Below are 14,702 nucleotides of genomic sequence, written 5' to 3' on the forward strand. Positions count from 1 at the left end.
GCGCACTGCAAACCACTGACACCGCTGGCAATTCAAGGAGTTGCAGGGTGGCGGCAGGGCCAGGGAGCCGGGGCTGACAAGCCAGATTCCGGCCGGGTGTGCGCAGGTTTTTCCCTTTTTTGCATTGAAACCGAATAGGTGCACCCATGCTCTTTGGCAAACTCTTGCCGCGCGAAGGCAATTTCTTCGAACTGTTCAACCAGCACGCCGACCGCATCGTTGAAGCGGCCCACGCGTTCTCCCAACTGGTGGCCAATTACAACGACCCCCATCTGCGCGAAAAATACAACCAGGACGTGGACAATGCCGAGCGCGCTGCCGACCGCGTGACCCACGAGGTCAACCGCACCTTGCACAAGACCTTCATCACCCCCATCGACCGTGAACAGATCCACTCGCTGATCAACACCATGGACGATGTGGCCGACCTGATCCAGGACTCGGCCGAGACCATGGCGCTCTACGATGTGCGCCACATGACCGAAGAAATCACCCGCCTGACGGACCTGAGCGTCAAGTGCTGCGAGCGCGTGCGTGATGCCGTCAAGATGCTCGACCGCATTGCCGATCCCTCGACCACCGAAGCGGCCATCAAGACCTGCGAAGAGATCGACCGCCTCGAGAGCGATGCCGACCGCGTGATGCGCTCGGCGATGAGCAAGCTGTTCCGCGAGGAGCCCGATGTGCGCGAGGTGATCAAGCTCAAGGCCATCTACGAGCTGCTCGAGACCATCACCGACAAGTGCGAGGATGTGGCCAACCACATCGAAGGCATCATCCTGGAAAACTCCTGATCCGTTGCAGCAAGCAGGAGACTGAACTTCCATGGAACCGATGCAAACAGCCCTGTGGGTGATTGTCGTGCTGGTGGCGCTGGCCATCTTGTTCGACTTCATGAACGGGTTTCATGACGCGGCCAATTCGATTGCGACCGTTGTCTCTACTGGCGTGCTCAAGCCCACCCAAGCGGTGGTGTTTGCGGCATTTTTCAACTTTGTCGCGATCTTTGTCTTCCACCTGAGCGTGGCGGCGACCATCGGCAAAGGCATTGTTCACCCGGGCATTGTCGACACCCATGTGATCTTTGGCGCCCTCGTGGGCGCCATCGCCTGGAACCTGATCACCTGGTACTACGGCATCCCGTCGAGCTCCTCGCATGCGCTGATCGGCGGCATCGTGGGCGCGGTGATTGCGAAGGCGGGCTCGGGCGCGCTGGTCGCCAGCGGCATCTGGAAGACGGTGGCCTTCATCTTTGTCTCTCCGGTGCTGGGCTTTTTGCTCGGCTCGATCATGATGGTGATCGTGGCCTGGCTGTTCCGCCGCACCACGCCGGGCCGGGTCGACAAGTGGTTCCGCCGTCTGCAGCTGGTCTCTGCCGGTGCCTACAGCCTGGGCCACGGCGGCAATGATGCGCAAAAGACCATCGGCATCATCTGGCTGCTGCTGCTGTCCACCGGCTACGCATCGCCCAACGATGCCGATCCTCCTGCCTGGGCCATCATCTCGTGCTATGCGGCCATTGGACTGGGCACGATGTTTGGTGGCTGGCGCATTGTCAAGACCATGGGCCAGAAGATCACCAAGCTCAAGCCCGTCGGCGGCTTCTGCGCCGAAACCGGTGGCGCGATGACCTTGTTCATCGCCACTGCGCTGGGTATCCCCGTTTCGACCACGCACACCATCACCGGCGCCATCGTCGGCGTGGGCTCGACCCAGCGCATGAGCGCAGTGCGCTGGGGTGTGGCCGGCAATATCGTCTGGGCCTGGGTGCTGACCATCCCGGCCAGCGCCTTTGTGGCGGCCTTTGCCTACTGGGTGAGCCTGCAGCTCTATTGATGGTCGCAGTGCGATAGCCAAAAGGCGGCTGGCGGATATGATCTGCCAGCCGTTTTGATTTTTGGCCAAGGCATGACCGACCCCGCACTGACCCCTTCGATCTTTTCGCTGCATCCGCTGGCCTGGGTTGCGGCTGCACTGGCCGTATTGATGCTGGTGGTACTGGCGCTGGCCTGGTGGGCGGCAGGCTGGCTTTCGCAGCCCTACCGCCAGCAGATCGCTGAGCCCCCGGCGGCGCTGGGTGCCAACGCCGTCGAGATCGCCACGGCGCAAGGCATGGTGCGGGGCTGGTATGCAGCGGGCACGCCCGGGCAGGGTGCCGTGCTGCTGCTGCACGGTGTGCGCGCTGACCGGCGTGCGATGCTGCCCCGGGCGCTGGCGCTGCATGCGCGCGGCCATGGGGTGCTGCTGATCGATTTGCCGGCCCATGGCCAAAGCGATGGGGAGATACTGTCCTTCGGGCCCCGGGAGGGCCTGGGCATTGCCGCTGCGCTGGCCTGGTTGCAGGCGCAGCAGCCGACGGAGAGGGTGGCAGTGATCGGCGCATCGCTCGGCGGCGCCGGGCTATTGATGGCGGAGCTGGCGCGGCTGCCCGATGCGGTGGTGCTCGAAGCCGTGTTCCCGAGCATGGTGGCCGCCGTGGACAACCGGGTGCGTGCGGTGCTGGGCTCCTTGACCCCGTTGGCGCCGATTGCCACGCCGTTGTTGCTCTGGCAGATGCCGCTGCGCCTGGGCCTGGATCCCCACCAGCTGCGGCCTATCGACCGCCTGGCCGGTTGGACCCGGCCAGTGATGGTACTGGGCGGCACGCAAGACCGCTACACCCCGCCCGCTGAAACCCGGCAGATGGCGGAGGCCGCAAGCCAGGCGCAGCAGTCGCCGCAACCGCTATGGCTGGTGCCGGGCGCGGCGCATGTGGATCTGCACCAGTTTGCGCCGCAGGCCTATGAGGCGCAGGTGTTTGGCTTTCTCCGCACGCATCTGCAGGTGAATGAGCAATCGCGCTGACCTTGCACAGTTATCCCTTTACTGCGAAATCTTGCGCGCTTCCTCGATCTGGTACTGGAAGTAATGCTCAAAGCTGTAGGCCAGGCTGGCCATCAGGATCGTGGTGCCGATCAAGAGCGAGGCCACGATGCCGAAGATCGTCATCCAGCGGGTGCGGCCGGGCAGCGCGTCCTCGGGCAGGCCGGGGTTGTGGCGGGCGTTCCACTTCTCGGGCGCCATCAACCCGTAGACGATGGCCGTCAGTGCGCAGGCCGCAATGGTAAAGCCCAGCAGCGGCACCAGAACCCAGCTGACCTGGTCGTCAATGCCATGGCTGGCAATGCGCTCCATGCCATACAGGCCCAGCGCTGTGGGGATGGGCAGCATCCAGCCGACCATGTCACCCAGGCCATGCAGGTAGAAGCGGTGCAGGCCCAAAGGCCCGCCCAGAAAGGCCAGCCAGGTGGCGAGGGTCTTGCTCTTGCTGCGCGGCATCGCGTGGGTGATGGGGTGGCTCATAGGGTGGGGGGGTGTTTAGGTGGTGGGGGCGCTGTTGTCGCCATCGCCCAGGGTTTTTTCCATCATCACGATATCCAACCAGCGGCCAAATTTCCAGCCCACCGAGCGCATCACGCCCACCTGGGTAAAACCGGCTGCGCGGTGCACACCGACCGAGCCGGCGTTGTTGGAGTCCCCGATCACGGCGATGAGCTTGCGCACGCCAGCTGCCTCGCAGTGGTCGATCAAGGCGTTCATCAAGAGGCGCCCCAGGCCCCGGCCATGTTGCCCATCGGCCACATAGATCGAGTCCTCGGCCGAGAAGCGGTAGGCCGGCCGGGCCTTGAACCAGTTCGCATAGGCAAAGCCCAGGATCTGGCCGTCGGCGTCCTCGGCGACCAGGTAGGGCAGCTGGCGCGACAATACCTCGTCACGGCGCCGGGACATTTCTGCTTCGCTGGGGGCTTCGGTCTCGAAGCTGCCCGTGCCATGCAGCACATGGTGGGCATAAATGCGGGTGATGGCGGGGAGATCCTGAGGGATGCTGGCACGAACACTTGGCATGGTTGAAATAAGTTTGTATAATTTGCGGCTTTACTGCGTGTCGCTGGCCGGGTGGCTAGTTGCGTGTCTCAAACGTGGTAAGAAAACTAACCACCCGAAGGATTATTATGGTCGTTATTCGACTCTCCCGCGGCGGCTCGAAGGCCCGTCCGTTCTACAACATCGTCGTTGCTGACAAGCGCGTGCGCCGTGACGGCTCGTTCATCGAGCGCGTGGGTTTCTACAACCCACTGGCCAAGGAAGGCGTTGAAGGCCTGCGCGTTGCTCTGGACCGCGTGGCTTACTGGAAGAGCGTTGGTGCTCAGGCTTCCACCACCGTGGACCGTCTGGTCAAGCAAGCTGCTGCCAAGGCTGCTTAATTTGCCTCTCTCATCACGGGTGGTGCTTCGGTACCATTCGTGCATGCGGGCCGCTGCTGCGATGAGCACTGCGGCCCGTTTTTTATTGCCCTGTTGAACTGCCATGCCCGCTACCGAGTTGTTGTTAAGCCCTGCAACCTTGCCCGATGACGCCATTGAAGTGGCGCGCATTGCCGATGCCTGGGGCGTCAAGGGCTGGTTCAAGGTGATTGCCCTCAGCCCCGACCCGCAGGCGCTGCTCAAATCCAAGCTGTGGTTCATCCAGCCGCCCGAGAAGGGCGCACGCCACTTCCAGGGCGTTGCTCAGCTCGAGATGCGCCAAGCGCGTTTCCATGGCGATGGCATGGTGGGCTGGGCCCAGGGCGTGGACGACCGCGACCAGGCCGAAAAACTCAAAGGTGCGCGGGTGTTCATCTCGCGCGCCGATTTCCCCAAGACCGATGACGGCGAGTACTACTGGGTGGACCTGCTGGGTCTGGCCGTGGTCAACCGTGAAGGCGTGGCGCTGGGCACCGTGAGCGACCTGATGGCCTCGGGCCCCCAGACCGTGCTGGTGCTGAACTACGAAGAAGACGGCAAGACGCAGGAGCGCCTGATTCCGTTTGTCGGCGCCTTTGTCGACGAGGTCTCGCTGCCCACCAAGCGCATCACGGTCGACTGGCAGCCGGACTACTGATCGTGCCGGACACGCAGGCCGCCAGCGGGGAGAATTTCTATGCGCTTTGACATCATCACCTTGTTCCCCGAGCTGTTCGGCCCCTTTGTCGAGGTGGGCGTGACGCGCCGTGCCTACAGCAGCGGCCAGGTGGCGGTGCAGTGCTGGAACCCGCGCGATTACGCCCCAGGCAACTACCGCCGCGTCGATGACCGCCCCTTTGGCGGCGGCCCCGGCATGGTGATGATGGCCCAGCCGCTGGCCGACTGCCTGGCCGCCATCCGCGAAGCGCGTGCCGAGGCGCAGCCCGCGCCGCTGGTGCTGTTCTCGCCGATTGGCGAGCGTATCGACCATGCCCAGGTGCAGCGCTGGTCCGATTCGCAGGGTGCCATCTTGCTGTGCGGCCGCTACGAGGGCGTGGACCAGCGCTTTATTGACCGCCATGTCGATGTGCAGCTGAGCCTGGGCGATTTTGTGCTCTCGGGCGGCGAGATTGCCGCGATGGCCTTGCTTGACGCCGTGGCCCGCCTGCAACCCGGTGTGCTGCATGACGAGGGCAGCCACCAGTTCGACAGCTTCAACCCCGCGCTCGACGGTCTGTTGGATTGCCCCCACTACACCCGGCCCGAGGTCTGGGATGGCGAGCCAGTGCCCGCCGCCCTGCTGTCGGGCCACCATGCCAATATCGAGCGCTGGCGCCGCGAGCAAAGCCTGCGCAACACGGCCATCTACCGCCCTGAGCTGCTGGACCAGGCACGCAGCCGCAAGCAGCTCAGCCGCAAGGATGAGCAGCTGCTGGCCAGTGCCGATTTGGTAAATTTGGCAAAACCGCTATAATTGCCGGTTTTACGATCCTCTACACGGCCGCTTTTTTCAATGGTGAGAGAAGCAACACGCCGCAGATGCCCAGCACACCGTGCCGGGCGCGGCTGCCAAATTCATGGCGCGCGTATGATCGTTGGATGAAACCATGAACCTGATCCAGATTCTCGAGCAAGAAGAAATTGCTCGCCTGAACAAGACCATTCCTGAATTTGCCCCTGGCGACACCGTTATCGTGAGCGTGAACGTTGTTGAAGGTACGCGCAAGCGCGTGCAGGCTTACGAAGGCGTGGTGATTGCCAAGCGCAATCGCGGTCTGAACAGCGGCTTCACTGTGCGCAAGATCTCCAGCGGCGAAGGCGTGGAACGTACGTTCCAAACCTACAGCCCTATGATCGCCGGTATCGAAGTCAAGCGCCGCGGCGATGTGCGCCGTGCCAAGCTGTACTACCTGCGTGAACGCAGCGGCAAGTCGGCTCGTATCAAGGAAAAGCTGCCAGCACGCAAGGCAGCACCTGTGGCAGCTGCGTAATCACGCTGCGACAGAGCCCAGTGCTGAAAGCCGCTACAGTGCAAGCTGTGGCGGCTTTTTTACATGGGCCACCGTGCTTGCTGCCTGTTGTCTATGTCTAACGCCTCCTCCCTCTCGCCTTCATCACCGCCCGCCGCCGCTGCGCGGGTGTCGTCCATCATGGACCCGCGCCGCGCGCCGGTCGTGCAGATCGACTCGGCCCTGCCGGCGGTCGCTCCGCGCCTGTTGCGGGCCGATTCGCTGCGCCAGGCTTTTGTCGCCCATCCCCATGGCGGTGAGCCGGAAATCTTCCGCGAGCGCAGCTGGACGGACCGGCCCCCGGCCAAGGCCGCCGTGCTGGTAGCACTGGTGCAGCGCCAGGAGATGCATGTGCTGCTGACCCAGCGCAGCGCCGGCCTGACGAACCATTCGGGGCAGATTGCCTTTCCTGGCGGCCGCCAGGACCCGGAGGACCGTGATATCAACGACACCGCGCTGCGCGAGGCCTGGGAAGAGGTGGGACTGGCGCGCGAGCGGGTTGAAATCATTGGCCGCCTGCCCGAGTACGCGACCGGCTCGGGCTTTGAGGTGACGCCCATCGTCGGGCTGGTGCAGCCACCGCTTAGCCTGCAGGCCAACCCGGGCGAGGTGGACGAGGTGTTCGAGGTGCCGCTGTCCTTCTTGATGAACCCTGCGCACCACCGCTGGCAGCAGCTCGATACACCCGAGTTCAGCCGGCGCTGGCTGTCGATGCCCTATGACGATCCCGCATCGGGCCAGCAGCGCTTTATCTGGGGGGCAACGGCCAGCATGCTGCGCAATTTGTACCGGTTTTTGGCCTTTCCACCCGCTTCCTAGTTTGTAACGGCTTGTGTGATACATCACAGCCGGTATGATCACTGTCCATGAGTTTTTTCGCCACGCTGATGGCCCTGCTGCTGGAGCAGGCCAAATCCCTGTCTCGCGACAACCCGGTTTATGCCGGTGTGCGGGCCTGGGTGCAATGGCTCAGCCGCAACCTCGATGCCGGCGAGCAGCGCCACGGCTGGCTGGCCTGGAGCGTGGCGGTACTGCTGCCCACGGCCCTGGCCATGGGCATGCACTGGCTGCTGGTGGCCCTGGTGGGCTGGCCCCTAGCGATGGCCTGGCATGTGCTGGTGCTGTATGTGACCTTGGGCTTTCGCCAGTTCAGCCACCATTTCACGCGCATCCGCCATGCGCTGGAGTCCGGCGATGAGGACCAGGCGCGCCAGTACCTGGCCGACTGGCAGCAGGTCAACGCCGATGATCTGCCGCGCCGCGAGATCGTGCGCCATGTGATCGAGTACTCGGTGCTGGCCGCGCACCGCCATGTGTTTGGCGTGCTGGCCTGCTACTCCATCGGCTCGGCACTGGGCCTGGGGCCTGCCGGCGCGGTGTTTTTCCGCATGGCTGAATACGCCTCGCGCTTTGCGCGCCCATCGGTGCAGCCCGCGGTCATGGTGCAAGGCGCTTTCGAGACGGTTGCGGCCAAGGCCTGGACCATCGTGGACTGGCTGCCTTCCCGGCTCACGGCGCTGAGCTTTGCCGTGGTGGGCAATTTTGAAGAGGCCATCGACGGCTGGCGCTTTCAGACCCAGCATTTCCCCAATGACAACGATGGCGTGATCCTGGCCGCGACCGCCGGTGCCATCGACATCCGCCTGGGCGGGGTGGCCTTGCGCGCCCGCAGCGTCGATATCGATGCCGCCGCGCCCCTGCAGATCCAGGGCGATGGCGCCACCACCCCCGGCCGTGACCCGGAAGTGGCCCACCTGCGCAGCGTGGTGGGCCTGGTGTGGCGCTCCGTCGTGGTCTGGATGCTGCTCTTGGCGCTTCTCACCTTGGCGCGCCTGCTGGGGTAATAGCTCAGGCCGTCTGCAGTGCAGCGGCAGGGCTGCGGCGCTGGCCCATTGCCACCAGCACCAGGCCGATGGCCGACAGCGCTGCAGCGCCCCAGATGATCGACAGCAGGCCTGCGCCGGCAATCAGGCTGCCGCCCACCCAGGCACCCAGCGCATTGCCCAGATTGAAGGCCGCAATGTTCAGGCTGGAGGCCAGCGTCGCACCCTGGCTGCCCACGCCTTGCATCACCCGCATCTGCATGGGGGCGACGGTGGCAAAGGCGACAACACCCAGCACGGTCACATAGGCCATGGCCACGGCAGCCGAGATGCCAAAGGCCCAGCGGCCCGCCAACAACACGGCCACCAGGGCGCCCAGGGTGATCCATAGCGCGCGCACCACGCCCCGGTCGGCCAGCTTGCCGCCGGCAATATTGCCCACGGCCGAGCCGGCGCCAAACAGCAGCAGGCTCAGCGCCACGCCGGTGTTGCCCATCTGGGTGATCTGCGAGAGCAGCGGCTCCACATAGGTGTAGAGCGCAAACACACCACCAAAGCCGAAGACTGTCATGCCCAGGCCCAGCCACAGGGGCGTGCTCGCCAGGATGGACAGCTCATCGCGCAGCGCAACAGGCGCCGCCTGCTGGAGCTTGCTGGGCACAAAGGCGGCCAGAATGCCCAGCGCGACCACGCCGATCACGGCCACGGCGGCAAAGGCCATGCGCCAGCCAAAATGCTGGCCGATCCAGGTGCCGGCCGGCACGCCCAGCAAGGTGGCCAGCGTCAGGCCCGAGAACATCAGCGCAATGGCCGAGGCCTGCTTGTCCTTGGCGACCAGGCCGGTGGCCACGACGGCCCCCACGCCAAAGAAGGTGCCATGGGTGAGCGAGGTGAGCATGCGCGCGCCCATCAGCCAGCCATAGCTGGGGGCCATGGCCGCAGCGATGTTGCCCGCGATAAAGATCAGCATCAGGCCCAGCAGCAGCCATTTGCGCGGCCAGTGGCGCGTGGCCAGGGTGAGCACGGGCGCGCCGATGGCCACGCCAAAGGCGTAGCCGGAAATCAGGGTGCCGGCCGTGGGGATGCTGATGCCCAGGTCCTGGCTGACCTGGGTGAGCAGGCCCATGATGATGAATTCGGTGGTGCCGATGCCAAAGGCACCGGCGGCGAGTGCCAGCAATGAGACAGGCATGGGAGGATTCCTTGTGTGTTGGGGCGAAGGCCGGATGGCCGTCACTGAGGAATGCGATTGTGAAGCGCGGCCTGATTCTTGTGTAGCCGGAACAGTGGAAAGGTATTTGTTCCCAAACGGAATAAATAAAGGCAGAATTTGCCACCACCATCTGGCGCTATGACGCTTTTGACCATGCGCAACCCTGCTTTTCCCGCCAGCCCGACCTTCGAGACCAACCGCTCCGGCGAGCTGGAGGTGTTTGTGCAGGTGGCCGAACACGGCAGCTTCTCGGCAGCGGCCCGCCACCTGGGTGTGTCGCCGTCGGCCACCAGCAAGATCGTCGCGCGCATGGAGGCACGCCTGGGCGCGCAGCTGCTGCTGCGCAGCACGCGCCGCGTGCAGCTGACGCCCGAGGGCCGCCAGCTCTACGAGCGTGGCCAGCGCGTGCTGGCCGATCTGCAGGAGGCCGAAGCGGCTGCATCTTTGCGCAGCACGCCCAAGGGCGTCGTGCGCATCAACTCCAGCTCATCGACCGGGCAGGCCATCCTGGTGCCGCTGGTGGGCCGGCTGATGCAGCAGTACCCCGGCCTGGTGCTGGACCTGAGCTTTACCGACGAGGTGGTGGACCTGATGGAGGCACGGGCCGATATCGCGATCCGCTGGGGCAAGCTGCCCGCCTCGGACATGGTGGCCCGCCTCTTGGGCCATACCCGCCAGGTCATTGTGGCAGCACCCGCGTATCTGGATGCCCATGGTGTGCCCACGCACCCCGATATGCTGGGCGGCCATGTGCGCATTGGCTGGAACTACCAGCGCACGGTGCCGCACTGGCCGTTCCGGCTGGCGGGCCAGGATGTGGAGGTCGCCATTGGCGAGCTGCTGCGCGTCAACGATGGCGATGTGATGCGTAACCTGGCTGTCGAAGGCGTGGGCCTGGCGCGGCTGTCGCTGTTCCACGCCTGGCACGATATCGCTGCGGGCCGGTTGCAGGTGGTGCTGGAGGCCTTCAACACCGGTGTGCTGGAACCCATCCATGCGGTCTACCTCGGCAAGCCCGAGCGCCTGCCGTCGCGCACCCGGGCAGTGCTTGATTTTCTAAAGGCCCATGTGGACCTGGGCCATGCCGAGACCTTGCCCAAGCAGTGGTGCCGGGGCTGAGGTCTGTCGTAACAGGCTCAGTAAGCGCTCAGATTGAGCTCGTCAAACAGCTCGCTGTAGATGCGGTAGCGGTTGTCGCTGATCGGCAGCTCGGCATGGCCGTTTTGCACCGCATGGATGACGCCACAGCCGGGCTCGTGCAAATGCGTGCAGTTGTAGAACTTGCACTCCTTGGCATGGGCGCCGATGTCGGGCATGCAGGCGGCCAGTTGTGTGGGCGCGATGTGGTAGAGGCCAAACTCCTGGAAACCGGGCGAGTCGATCAGCGCGGTCTTGCGCGCCTCGTCCACCCAGTACAGGGTCGTGCTGGTGGTCGTGTGCTTGCCGGTGTTCAGCGCCTGCGAGATCTCGTTGGTCGCCACATTGGCGCCCGGTATCAGCAGGTTGATGAGCGTGCTCTTGCCCACGCCCGAGGGGCCGAGCACCAAGGTGGTCTTGCCTTCGAGCAGGCCGTAGATGGCATCACGGTCTTCCTCGTCGGCGCCTTCCAGCGCAAAGGGCAGCACCATGTAGTGCGGCGGGTCCTCGGCCTGGTCGCGCATCGTGCGGTAGGGCTCCAGCCGCTCCCAGGCGCGCAAAAAGGGCTCTTCCAGGTCCATCTTGTTGAGCGCAATGATGGGCGTGATGTGCGCCGCTTCTGCCGCAATCAGCGCGCGTGCCAGCTGCACCTCGCTGAAGACCGGCTCGGCCGCGATCAGGATCAGCAGCTGGTCCAGGTTGGCGGCAAAGGTCTTGGTGCGGATGTCGTCCTGGCGGTAGAAGACATTGCGCCGCTCCAGCACTTTCTCTATTGTGCCTTCCTCGCCCTGGCCGGGCGGCGGGGCCAGCCAGCGCACCTGGTCGCCGACCACGGCCTGGCTCCTCTTGCCCCGGGGGTGGCAGATGCGGCGCACGCCGTCCGGGGTTTCGACCACACAGTGGCGGCCATAGCTGGCCACGACCAGGCCCGTCTGCGTACCCGTCTGGCTGGGCGCGCTGGCGCGTCTTGCAGGTTTTGCCATGTCTCTCAGGCCAGCTGCAGCATGGCTTCGATGCGGCGCGCACATTCGAAGTCGGTGACCGACAGCCCATGCACATCATGGGTGTTGAAGCGCACCACGCAGCGGTTGTAGTGCACCGACAGGTCTGGATGGTGGTCCTGCGTATGGGCCACCAGCGCGACCCCATTCACAAAGGCCATGGTCTCGTAGTAGTTGGCAAAGCGGAAGGTCTTCTCGATGGCCACCTCGGCGCCATCACCGCTCAGCACCCAACCGGTCAGTGGGCTCAGCTGGGTCACCACCTCGGAGGCGGACAGCGCGCGGCGGCTTTGGGTGGACCAGTCTTGTTGGGGCAGGTGGGATTCAGTCATGGGCCAATTGTTGCATGTGGCGGATACGCTCTACGGCGGGCGGGTGCGAATAGTAATAGCGCACATAGACCGGGTCGGGCGTCAGGGTCGAGGCATTGTCCTCGTAGAGCTTGAGCAGGGCCGACTGCAAATCGGCCGCGCGCGTCTGCTGGACGGCATAGGCATCGGCCTCGAACTCGTGCTTGCGCGACGAGTGCGCCATCAGCGGCGAGACAAAGCTGCTGAACACCGGCACGGCCAGCATGAACAGCAGCAGCGCCAGTGCATCGTTGGGGCTGGCGCCGGGCACGCCCGGGATGTTCAGGTTGGGCGTCACGCCCAGGCCGGTGTAGAACCAGCCCTGCTGCGACAGCCAGCCCAGCAGCGCAAAGCCCAGCAAAGTCAGGCCAAACAGGCCCAGCATGCGCTTGAGGATGTGCCTGTGCTTGAAGTGGCCCAGCTCATGGGCGAGCACCGCTTCGACCTCGTCGCCATTGAGCTTGTGCAGCAAGGTATCGAAAAACACCACGCGCTTGCTGGCACCAAAGCCGGTGAAATAGGCATTGGCATGCGCACTGCGGCGGCTGCCATCCATCACAAACAGGCCCTTGGCCGCAAAGCCGCAGCGCTGCATCAGCGCCTGCACGCGGGCCTTGAGGCTCTCGTCCTCCAGTGGCTGAAACTTGTTGAACAGCGGCGCGATGAAAGCCGGGTAGATGACCATCAGCAGCAGGTTGAAGCCCACCCAGAAGGCCCAGGCCCAGAGCCACCACCACTGGCCGGCCGATCCCATCAGCCACAGGATGACGGCCAGCATGGGCAGGCCCACCAGCGCGCCCATGACCGTGCCTTTGACCAGGTCGGCCAGCCACAGGCCGGGCGTCATCTTGTTGAAGCCAAAACGCTGCTCCAGCACAAAGGTCTGGTAGTAGCTGGCCGGCAGATCGATGAGGCCGCTGATCAGCGCAAAGGCGGCGACCAGGGCCAGCTGCTGCCACATGCCGCCACCCAGCGCTTCCAGCAGACTGGCGTTGAGCAGATCCAGGCCCCCCAGCAGGGTCCAGCCCAGCAGCGCAGCCGTGCCGATGGCCAGCCCCAGCAGCCCAAAGCGGGTCTTGGCGATCGTGTAGTCAGCCGCCTTGTGGTGCGCTGCCAGGCTGATGCGGTCGGCAAAGAGGGCAGGGACCGCATCGCGGTGGGCGGCCACATGGCGCATCTGGCGGCTGGCCAGCCAGAGTTTGGTCAGCACACTGGCAGCCAGTGCGATCGCGAATAGCAGGGTGAACAGCAGCGATAGAGTCACAAGTGGGGGTGTTGGTTGGCGAATACCGGACAGTGTAGGGCATAGGCGACAATCGCCCCCATGCAAAACAAGAACACCCTGGATACGCCGCTGGCACCCGTGCCCGAGCTGGCCAAGTCCGATCTGAACCTGGTCTGGCTCGACTGTGAAATGACCGGTTTGAACCCGCAAGAGCACCGCGTGATCGAGATCGCGCTGGTGGTCACCAATGCCGATCTGAGCGTGCGCGTCGAAGGGCCGGTGATTGCGATCCACCAAAGCGATGAGGAGCTGGCCAAGATGGATGCCTGGAACCGCGGCACCCATGGCCGCAGCGGCCTGACAGAGCGGGTCAAGGCCTCGCAGATCGACGAGGCCGCTGCGCAGGCCGAGGTGCTGCGCTTCATGAAACGCTACGTGCCCAAGGCCAAGGTGCCCATGTGCGGCAACAGCATTGGCCAGGACCGCCGTTTTCTGGCGCGCTACATGCCCGATCTGGAGGCCTACTTCCACTACCGCAATGTCGATGTGAGCACGCTCAAGGAGCTGGCACGGCGCTGGCGCCCCGAGCTGGTCACCGGCTTCAAGAAGGCGCAAAAGCACACCGCGCTGGCCGATGTGCATGAGTCGATCGACGAATTACGGTACTACCGGACGCATTTTCTGCAGCTGGCGCCCGTAGCCGCGGCTACCTGATGTCGAAGCGGTTGACCTGGCTGGTCTCCGTCACCAAGGTGTCGGTTTTTCCGGCTTTGCGGGTGCTGGCGCTCTCCTTGAGCGTGAGCCCGCGATAAGGGCCCGCTGATGCCACCCAGGTGGTGGCCTGCGTCTCTCGGGTCTCGTCTGGTTTGCCTTCCTGGCTGGCCGCAACCGTGCTGAGGAAGCGGCAGGCCTCCACCGTACCGAGCGCCGTGGTGATGGTTTCTCTGCCTTCGTAGGTTCGGGTCTCGGCCAGCGTGGTCACGGTCTTTGTTTCTCCGGCAGAGGTCGAGAGGCTATCCGTTTGTACGATGGTTTGGGAGGTAGTCTGGCCGGGCGCCATCGCCATCAGCGACTGGCGGGGCGGGGCCAGGCTTTGGCGGCTGGTGGCGCCAATATTGAAGGCGTTGTAGCCGTGGTAGAGCAGCGCACCGCCCTCGATGCTGTAGTGCAGGCTGGCGCGCCCGTTGTCTGGCGCGGGACTGATGTAAATATGGTTGATGCCGTTCTCTACCGCCTGGCTGGTCACCCACTGGTAGACAAGGTTGGTCGAGGCCGGCGCACCATTCAAGCGGCTGCTCTGGCTGGTGTAGATCTGCGTGTCCTGGCGGTAAAAGCCGGCGTTGAAGCAGTCGCTGGAGTCCTTGGCTGCTTCTGGACTGTCGCTTCCGCCGCCGCAAGCGGCCAGCAGGGCGGCGCTGAGAAGGCCAGTCATGGTGGTGCAGGTGCGTGAATAGCGGGTCATGCGGTCTCCTTTTATGATGTCGGGCCCATCCTAGGACAAGCATGTCCCCGGTCAACCCCCGTGACCCGGGTCCTTGCGTTTCCCCAAGGCTCTGCGCTGGCTCGTGGCGCATGGGACACAGAAGTCCTTCCATTGATGCGGGAAAACCCGAAATGTGCGATAATTTGCGCTTCCCCGCCAAACAGGCGGTTGATACGCACATCTCCCTTCATTCTCTGGG

General features: G+C 64.3%; 18 protein-coding genes. 11 read left to right on the forward strand and 7 right to left on the reverse strand.

All coding sequences use genetic code 11. The features are described 5' to 3' along the window. Positions 1–146: 146 nt before the first annotated feature. From ACPEE1_RS06325 to ACPEE1_RS06335, 3 genes are all read left to right on the forward strand, one after another. Positions 147–794, forward strand: a complete 648-nt coding sequence (locus ACPEE1_RS06325) for a DUF47 domain-containing protein (protein ID WP_021027917.1) — start codon at positions 147–149, stop codon at positions 792–794. Between the two features lie 31 nt (positions 795–825). Then, entirely contained in the window at positions 826–1,836 is a 1,011-nt protein-coding gene (locus ACPEE1_RS06330; protein ID WP_116927506.1) for an inorganic phosphate transporter, read from the forward strand. A gap of 72 nt (positions 1,837–1,908) precedes the next feature. Next, complete coding sequence (locus ACPEE1_RS06335) at positions 1,909–2,844, forward strand: alpha/beta hydrolase (protein ID WP_116927559.1); 936 nt, start codon at positions 1,909–1,911, stop codon at positions 2,842–2,844. An 18-nt stretch (positions 2,845–2,862) separates the two neighbouring features. Here ACPEE1_RS06335 and ACPEE1_RS06340 read toward each other — a convergent pair whose 3' ends face one another. Continuing rightward, positions 2,863–3,342 (reverse strand): TM2 domain-containing protein, encoded by a 480-nt coding sequence (locus tag ACPEE1_RS06340; protein WP_232539424.1) that lies wholly within the window; start codon positions 3,340–3,342, stop codon positions 2,863–2,865. Between the two features lie 15 nt (positions 3,343–3,357). Next, positions 3,358–3,885: a GNAT family N-acetyltransferase gene (locus ACPEE1_RS06345; RefSeq protein WP_116927507.1), complete on the reverse strand. Its 528-nt coding sequence runs from the start codon at positions 3,883–3,885 to the stop codon at positions 3,358–3,360. A gap of 107 nt (positions 3,886–3,992) precedes the next feature. On the opposite strand from ACPEE1_RS06345, the gene rpsP reads away from it, so the two are divergent. The 6 genes from rpsP (at position 3,993) to ACPEE1_RS06375 (ending at position 8,115) form a co-directional block, all read left to right on the forward strand. After that, positions 3,993–4,244, forward strand: coding sequence for a 30S ribosomal protein S16 (gene rpsP / locus ACPEE1_RS06350; RefSeq protein ID WP_116927508.1), 252 nt, complete (start codon positions 3,993–3,995; stop codon positions 4,242–4,244). A 103-nt stretch (positions 4,245–4,347) separates the two neighbouring features. Further along, positions 4,348–4,920 (forward strand): ribosome maturation factor RimM, encoded by a 573-nt coding sequence (rimM, locus tag ACPEE1_RS06355; protein ID WP_116927509.1) that lies wholly within the window; start codon positions 4,348–4,350, stop codon positions 4,918–4,920. A 39-nt stretch (positions 4,921–4,959) separates the two neighbouring features. After that, positions 4,960–5,736, forward strand: a complete 777-nt coding sequence (trmD, locus tag ACPEE1_RS06360; RefSeq protein ID WP_116927510.1) for a tRNA (guanosine(37)-N1)-methyltransferase TrmD — start codon at positions 4,960–4,962, stop codon at positions 5,734–5,736. 133 nt (positions 5,737–5,869) lie between these two features. Continuing rightward, the gene (rplS, locus tag ACPEE1_RS06365) at positions 5,870–6,253 is read left to right on the forward strand and encodes a 50S ribosomal protein L19 (RefSeq protein WP_027011119.1); all 384 of its coding nucleotides are present in this window, start codon (positions 5,870–5,872) and stop codon (positions 6,251–6,253) included. Positions 6,254–6,346: 93 nt separating this feature from the next. Next, complete coding sequence (locus tag ACPEE1_RS06370; protein ID WP_116927511.1) at positions 6,347–7,090, forward strand: CoA pyrophosphatase; 744 nt, start codon at positions 6,347–6,349, stop codon at positions 7,088–7,090. Positions 7,091–7,137: 47 nt separating this feature from the next. Continuing rightward, complete coding sequence (locus tag ACPEE1_RS06375) at positions 7,138–8,115, forward strand: CobD/CbiB family protein (RefSeq protein WP_116927512.1); 978 nt, start codon at positions 7,138–7,140, stop codon at positions 8,113–8,115. Positions 8,116–8,119: 4 nt separating this feature from the next. On the opposite strand, the gene ACPEE1_RS06380 is transcribed toward ACPEE1_RS06375, so the two are convergent. Then, positions 8,120–9,286 (reverse strand): MFS transporter, encoded by a 1,167-nt coding sequence (locus ACPEE1_RS06380; RefSeq protein WP_116927513.1) that lies wholly within the window; start codon positions 9,284–9,286, stop codon positions 8,120–8,122. 159 nt (positions 9,287–9,445) lie between these two features. Between ACPEE1_RS06380 and ACPEE1_RS06385 the strand changes: the two genes are divergently transcribed. Continuing rightward, the gene (locus ACPEE1_RS06385; protein ID WP_423935587.1) at positions 9,446–10,426 is read left to right on the forward strand and encodes a LysR family transcriptional regulator; all 981 of its coding nucleotides are present in this window, start codon (positions 9,446–9,448) and stop codon (positions 10,424–10,426) included. 17 nt (positions 10,427–10,443) lie between these two features. On the opposite strand, the gene rsgA is transcribed toward ACPEE1_RS06385, so the two are convergent. The 3 genes from rsgA to ACPEE1_RS06400 are packed head-to-tail and all read right to left on the reverse strand — an operon-like array spanning position 10,444 to position 13,059. Next, positions 10,444–11,427 (reverse strand): ribosome small subunit-dependent GTPase A, encoded by a 984-nt coding sequence (rsgA, locus tag ACPEE1_RS06390; RefSeq protein ID WP_423935589.1) that lies wholly within the window; start codon positions 11,425–11,427, stop codon positions 10,444–10,446. A 5-nt stretch (positions 11,428–11,432) separates the two neighbouring features. Beyond that, positions 11,433–11,777, reverse strand: a complete 345-nt coding sequence (locus tag ACPEE1_RS06395) for a 4a-hydroxytetrahydrobiopterin dehydratase (RefSeq protein WP_021027931.1) — start codon at positions 11,775–11,777, stop codon at positions 11,433–11,435. Continuing rightward, entirely contained in the window at positions 11,770–13,059 is a 1,290-nt protein-coding gene (locus ACPEE1_RS06400) for a M48 family metallopeptidase (protein ID WP_423935591.1), read from the reverse strand. The genes ACPEE1_RS06395 and ACPEE1_RS06400 overlap by 8 nt, the downstream gene beginning before the upstream one ends. 60 nt (positions 13,060–13,119) lie before the next feature. On the opposite strand from ACPEE1_RS06400, the gene orn reads away from it, so the two are divergent. Next, positions 13,120–13,734, forward strand: coding sequence for an oligoribonuclease (orn, locus tag ACPEE1_RS06405; RefSeq protein ID WP_116927515.1), 615 nt, complete (start codon positions 13,120–13,122; stop codon positions 13,732–13,734). On the opposite strand, the gene ACPEE1_RS06410 is transcribed toward orn, so the two are convergent. Further along, positions 13,727–14,452 (reverse strand): hypothetical protein, encoded by a 726-nt coding sequence (locus ACPEE1_RS06410; protein ID WP_423935593.1) that lies wholly within the window; start codon positions 14,450–14,452, stop codon positions 13,727–13,729. The two genes, orn and ACPEE1_RS06410, sit on opposite strands and share 8 nt — an antisense overlap. Positions 14,453–14,702 lie beyond the last annotated feature (250 nt).

Origin of the sequence: Comamonas sp. 23 (genome assembly GCF_049601575.1) — a bacterium.
Lineage (GTDB): Bacteria > Pseudomonadota > Gammaproteobacteria > Burkholderiales > Burkholderiaceae_C > Comamonas > Comamonas squillarum.

Bases quoted from the DNA above. Each gene is read 5' to 3' on its own strand.
- ACPEE1_RS06325 (WP_021027917.1), top strand. From the start codon at position 147: ATGCTCTTTGGCAAACTCTTGCCGCGCGAAGGCAATTTCTTCGAACTG.
- ACPEE1_RS06330 (WP_116927506.1), top strand. From the start codon at position 826: ATGGAACCGATGCAAACAGCCCTGTGGGTGATTGTCGTGCTGGTGGCG.
- ACPEE1_RS06335 (WP_116927559.1), top strand. From the start codon at position 1,909: ATGACCGACCCCGCACTGACCCCTTCGATCTTTTCGCTGCATCCGCTG.
- ACPEE1_RS06340 (WP_232539424.1), bottom strand. From the start codon at position 3,342: ATGAGCCACCCCATCACCCACGCGATGCCGCGCAGCAAGAGCAAGACC.
- ACPEE1_RS06345 (WP_116927507.1), bottom strand. From the start codon at position 3,885: ATGCCAAGTGTTCGTGCCAGCATCCCTCAGGATCTCCCCGCCATCACC.
- rpsP (WP_116927508.1), top strand. From the start codon at position 3,993: ATGGTCGTTATTCGACTCTCCCGCGGCGGCTCGAAGGCCCGTCCGTTC.
- rimM (WP_116927509.1), top strand. From the start codon at position 4,348: ATGCCCGCTACCGAGTTGTTGTTAAGCCCTGCAACCTTGCCCGATGAC.
- trmD (WP_116927510.1), top strand. From the start codon at position 4,960: ATGCGCTTTGACATCATCACCTTGTTCCCCGAGCTGTTCGGCCCCTTT.
- rplS (WP_027011119.1), top strand. From the start codon at position 5,870: ATGAACCTGATCCAGATTCTCGAGCAAGAAGAAATTGCTCGCCTGAAC.
- ACPEE1_RS06370 (WP_116927511.1), top strand. From the start codon at position 6,347: ATGTCTAACGCCTCCTCCCTCTCGCCTTCATCACCGCCCGCCGCCGCT.
- ACPEE1_RS06375 (WP_116927512.1), top strand. From the start codon at position 7,138: ATGAGTTTTTTCGCCACGCTGATGGCCCTGCTGCTGGAGCAGGCCAAA.
- ACPEE1_RS06380 (WP_116927513.1), bottom strand. From the start codon at position 9,286: ATGCCTGTCTCATTGCTGGCACTCGCCGCCGGTGCCTTTGGCATCGGC.
- ACPEE1_RS06385 (WP_423935587.1), top strand. From the start codon at position 9,446: ATGACGCTTTTGACCATGCGCAACCCTGCTTTTCCCGCCAGCCCGACC.
- rsgA (WP_423935589.1), bottom strand. From the start codon at position 11,427: ATGGCAAAACCTGCAAGACGCGCCAGCGCGCCCAGCCAGACGGGTACG.
- ACPEE1_RS06395 (WP_021027931.1), bottom strand. From the start codon at position 11,777: ATGACTGAATCCCACCTGCCCCAACAAGACTGGTCCACCCAAAGCCGC.
- orn (WP_116927515.1), top strand. From the start codon at position 13,120: ATGCAAAACAAGAACACCCTGGATACGCCGCTGGCACCCGTGCCCGAG.
- ACPEE1_RS06410 (WP_423935593.1), bottom strand. From the start codon at position 14,452: ATGACTGGCCTTCTCAGCGCCGCCCTGCTGGCCGCTTGCGGCGGCGGA.